This window comes from Janthinobacterium sp. GW460-12-1-14-LB5, assembly GCF_059423585.1.
Genome location: NZ_JBWKYD010000056.1, coordinates 317 through 4,774 on the forward strand (window position 1 = coordinate 317; position 4,458 = coordinate 4,774).

The following is a 4,458-nucleotide window of genomic DNA, read 5'->3' on the forward strand; positions in this document are numbered from 1 at the left end:
TATCCATGCCGCCTCCACCAACAGCGCATAAATCACATGATAATCAAAGTCGCCTCGAGCGGCTTTTTTTATTTCCGTGGCACTTATCGCCATACCCGACAGGGGAGTGTGGCGTAGGTCGGATTAGCGTAGCGTAATCCGACAGCACCATCTTCTGAAGCCAACATCCGTATCCATGCCGCCTCCACCAACAGCGCATAAATCACATGATAATCAAAGTCGCCTCGAGCGGCTTTTTTTATTTCCGGGCCAATTTCGCCATACCCTTCGGCGAGCGTGGCCAAGCTGTTGGCGCGCTGGCATGGCATGCAAGACGCCAGCGCTTGGCTCCCGCTGATGCCCATGCATGGGTTGCTGGAAGTCGAGGTGGCCAGCGGGCGGCGCATGGCCGGCAGTTATCAGCGTTCCGTTATGCTGCCCAGCGGTCGCGATAGATCGGCAGTGAAGTCGACATATTGGGTGGAAAGCCCGCGTAGCTGGTCGAGCAGTGGACGGTTGTCTCCGCGCCGCCACTGAAAAGAATAGATTACCGGCGCTGGCATTTCGGCGGCGGCGAGCGGGAGCAGCAGACCCTGGTCAACCAGCTTTTGACTCCAGCCAGTGGGCAGTATGCCGATCCCGACAGAGGCAATCAGCATGCCGGCAATGGCCCCCCAATTATTGCAACTTATACGCTCAACGGCAGCGATGCCGTGAGCCAGTAGCCAGTCATCAATCAGTCGCGTGGTGCCAGCTGATGGCGGCAAGGCAACGATGGGCTGTCCGGCGTCAAGTAAATCGGCGGCACCACGTAAGCCAGGCGGGCTGTCAGATACAGCCAGGGTTGGCGCGGCAAGCCAGATGAATTGTGCTTGGCTGACTGGTTGCGACAGGATGCCGTGGTGCGATGAGCGTCCGGCAATGATCGCAAAATCGAGCTCGCCCTTGGTGACACGGCTTTCCAGAACTGAGCCCACGTCGACATAGGGTTCGAGCGTCAATTTGGGATGCAGTGCCCGGACTTGCGCAATGAACTGCGGTAGCCAGGTCAGCGCGCTGAGTTCGCCAACACCAAAGGTGCAACGGCCAACTAGCCCTGCAGAGGGTGCGAAGGCGGTACGTATTGCGGCGGCGTCATCGAGCAGCGCCAGCGCGCGTGGCAGCAATGCCTGGCCTGCATCGCTGAGTACGGCGCGGTGGCCACTCCGGTCGAACAGATTGATGCCAAGCGCTTCCTCCAGTTCTGAAATGCGCTTGGAGAGAGACGATACGGACAAATGCAGGCGTTCGGCGGCAATCGCAAAGTTGGCGCAGGTGGCGGCCCAGTAGAACGCTTCGAGTTGCTTTAAAGTCATGGACATCACTTGTTCTCTTTTTTCGAACTTAATTGTACATAATTTTTCGCTTTTATCTAAATTGTGGTTGATCAAAAATGCTTGACAGGGCAAATCGCGTCGGTGCCAGGCGTTGGGTGGGCGGCATGTGCAGGCCCTCGCCCTTCGCCAAAGTGATGCATGTAGCAGTGAAATGACGAGTTTGCTATTTTTTTGAGAGGCGCAATGAACAAGAAGCGTTATGCAGTTATCGGCGGGGGGATAAATGGCCTCGCAGTCGCACGTCAGTTATTGTTGGATTTTCCCGACGCCACGGTGGTGCTGTTCGAAAAGGAGGCGAGTGTCGCCAGTCATCAGTCCAGCCACAATTCGGGTGTGGTCCATGCCGGTTTGTACTATGAGCCGGGGGGGCTCAAGGCACGACTTTGCAGGCGCGGGGGCGAATTGATTGGCAACTATTGCCGCGACAATGCGATCCCCTACGACGAGTGCGGCAAAGTTGTCGTCGCGCTACAAGAGGAAGAGTTGCCTCGCCTGGAGGCGATTTATCGGAAAGCGCAGGCCAACGGTGTGCCTGGCGTGCGGCTGATCGGCTCAAATGAGCTGCGCGAAATCGAGCCCAATTGCATCGGCCTGGGCGCCTTGCATTCACCGAAAACGGCGATTGTCAGTTACGGTCAAATTGCGGCCCGAATCGCCGATGAAATCAGGGAACGTGGCGGGCGCATTTGTCTGAATTCGCCGGTTGAGCGCCTGCTTGAGCAAGGCGGCGAAGTACGGGTCGAACTTGCAGACGGAGAGGTCTTCGATACGGTATTCGATCAGGCAATTGCCTGCGCGGGTTTGCAGTCAGATCGCCTGGCAGGGCGGTCGGGCGATCAGGACACGCCACGCATCGTACCGTTCTTTGGCCAGTATTACGTGATCGACGAGGCTTTCAAGTCGCATGTCAAAGGCTTGATCTACCCGGTGCCGGACCCGCGCTTTCCTTTCCTCGGGGTGCATTTCACAAAGCGTATCGACGGACAGATGACGATCGGCCCGAATGCTTTCATATCCTTCGGTCGCGAGAACTATGACGGCCGCAGCATGAACCTGGCCGACATCTTCAATTTTGCCAGCTACCCCGGCTTTTGGAAGTTTGCTGCCCGTAACCTGCCGGCGACGCTTCGGGAGCTGAAGACTGTGGTCAGCGAGGCGAGCTTTGTCCGCGAGGCGGCGCGCTATGTGCCGACGCTTGCCTCGGTCGGTATTGTTCCGGCGGTTCGTGGGATCCGTGCCCAGGCAATGGAGGCCAACGGTGCGCTGGTTGACGATTTCGTGATTCGCCAACACGGCAACATTACCCACATCCGCAATGCACCGTCACCAGGGGCGACATCGTCGCTAGCCATTGCTGAATACATTGTGCGTGAAGTGATGAGGCGCTGAGTTTGCGTAGGGGACAACGTACGGTTGTCTGTCGCTCCCCAGCCAGTCCCAACTCGAACGCTCTAGGCGAAAAAGAAAAAAATTAATTCATGAAGGAGACATTTTGAACATTCAAAAAACGGAACAGGAAACCCCGGCACAGACAAAAAGTCGTTTGCGCAAAGTGGCGGCAGCGACCATCGTCGGCTCAATGCTGGAGTGGTATGACTTTTATCTTTACGCGACGATGGCGTCGATTGTCTTCAGCAAGGTCTTCTTCGATACCTCGGACCCGGCGAATGCATCGCTGCAAGCCTTTGCCACCTTCGCCATCGGCTTTGTGGCGCGACCGATCGGGGGGCTGTTCTTCGGCTACTTCGGCGACCGCTACGGGCGCAAGAAAATGTTGTTCGTCACTTTCTGTATGATGGGCTTGTGCACGACCGCCATTGGCCTGGTCCCTTCCTACGCCAGCATCGGCGTTTGGGCGCCCCTGTGCCTGGTGCTGATCCGCATTGTGCAGGGCCTGGGCGCCGGTGCTGAACTGGCGGGGGCGGCGGTAACTTCCTACGAACATGCGGCCTACAACAAGAAGGGGCGACAAGGTGCGTGGCCTGCATTGGGGCTGAACCTTGGCCTGTTGCTATCGTCGCTGACCGTTTATCTGCTGACCGTCAATGGCGACAAGTTTTTGCTTGCCGGCGGTTGGCGCATTCCCTTCATCCTCAGTTTCGTGCTGGTACTGGTTGGGCTCTGGGTGCGTGGGAGTCTGCCGGAAACGCCAGAGTATCACCACTTCGAGGAAAGCCATCGCCAGAAGAGGCCGTTCCGCGAATTGTGGAAAACCAATCTTAAGGGCCTGGGCGTCGTCTTCTTTGTCGCCATCGGTTACAACGCACTGAGCTATGTCTTCAAGACCTTCTCGCTGGCCTACCTGACCCAGTTCAAAGGCATTTCGGCCAGCGTGACCTCGCTATCGGTGACGCTGGCCAGTCTGGTCGCAATCTTTACCGTCCCGCTCTTCGGCTATCTGTGTGACAAGTTCAGCAGCAAGAAGCTGCTGATCGTTGGCGGCCTGCTGTCAGCATTGTTCGCGTACCCGTTCATGCAGTTGCTGGACAGCGGCGAGAACAGGCTGATTTACCTGGCGCTGATCGTCGGCACCGGGGTGCTGGCGCCGATGATGTTCGCCCCACAGGGCTCTTTCCTCAGTCGCCAGTTTGCCGTGCAAAACCGCTCGACGGGGGTCGGTTCGGGGCGTGAAATCGGCACTGCCATTGCCGGCGGTATTGCCCCGTTGTGGGCGTTATCAATGGTTGCCCAGTCTGCGACTCGTGACACGAGCGCAGTGGCCTTGATGCTCACGTGCTCCGGAGTGATCGTCGCATTGGCAGCATACTTCGACCAAGGTTATCGCTTCAGCCATTACAAGAATTGATGGTCAAGGCGGCGGGCCAAGCTTGCTCAGCTCCTCCCGCCGCCCAACCCTTGTATGACGTGGGTTTGGGCAATCGCCGCCGGGAACGGTTTCCTCCATGGAAAATAAGATGCGCCTGCGGTTGATTTTGTGAATCACCCCATGCTATACTTCGCGCACGCTTTTTTGAGGGGCTAAGCAAAGCCTTCAACGAAGAGTCCGCTGAGAGTAAAGCCAGCACAGGTCCCCATCGTCTAGAGGCCTAGGACATCACCCTTTCACGGTGAGTACAGGGGTTCGAATCCCCTTGGGGACGCC

General features: G+C 57.4%; 4 protein-coding genes and 1 tRNA gene. 3 read left to right on the forward strand and 2 right to left on the reverse strand.

Annotated elements, in window-relative coordinates; translation table 11 throughout:
• Nucleotides 1-83 precede the first annotated feature (83 nt).
• Nucleotides 84-284, reverse strand: a complete 201-nt coding sequence (locus AC07X6_RS28390; protein ID WP_492965154.1) for a hypothetical protein — start codon at nt 282-284, stop codon at nt 84-86.
• Between the two features lie 114 nt (nt 285-398).
• On the reverse strand, nt 399-1,334 hold the full coding sequence (locus AC07X6_RS28395) for a LysR family transcriptional regulator (RefSeq protein WP_099411979.1): 936 nt from the start codon (nt 1,332-1,334) through the stop codon (nt 399-401).
• 204 nt (nt 1,335-1,538) lie between these two features.
• Here AC07X6_RS28395 and lhgO point away from each other — a divergent pair, with 204 nt between their 5' ends.
• The 3 genes from lhgO to AC07X6_RS28410 all read left to right on the forward strand — a co-directional run bounded on the left by lhgO (nt 1,539) and on the right by AC07X6_RS28410 (nt 4,456).
• Complete coding sequence (gene lhgO / locus AC07X6_RS28400; RefSeq protein WP_494793200.1) at nt 1,539-2,744, forward strand: L-2-hydroxyglutarate oxidase; 1,206 nt, start codon at nt 1,539-1,541, stop codon at nt 2,742-2,744.
• Nucleotides 2,745-2,847: 103 nt separating this feature from the next.
• Nucleotides 2,848-4,161: an MFS transporter gene (locus AC07X6_RS28405; RefSeq protein ID WP_494793201.1), complete on the forward strand. Its 1,314-nt coding sequence runs from the start codon at nt 2,848-2,850 to the stop codon at nt 4,159-4,161.
• 222 nt (nt 4,162-4,383) lie between these two features.
• Nucleotides 4,384-4,456: transfer RNA gene (locus AC07X6_RS28410), tRNA-Glu, on the forward strand.
• Nucleotides 4,457-4,458: the final 2 nt, after the last annotated feature.

Excerpts from the sequence above, each read along its gene's own strand:
- AC07X6_RS28395 (WP_099411979.1), bottom strand. The coding sequence starts at position 1,334 with ATGACTTTAAAGCAACTCGAAGCGTTCTACTGGGCCGCCACCTGCGCC.
- lhgO (WP_494793200.1), top strand. The coding sequence starts at position 1,539 with ATGAACAAGAAGCGTTATGCAGTTATCGGCGGGGGGATAAATGGCCTC.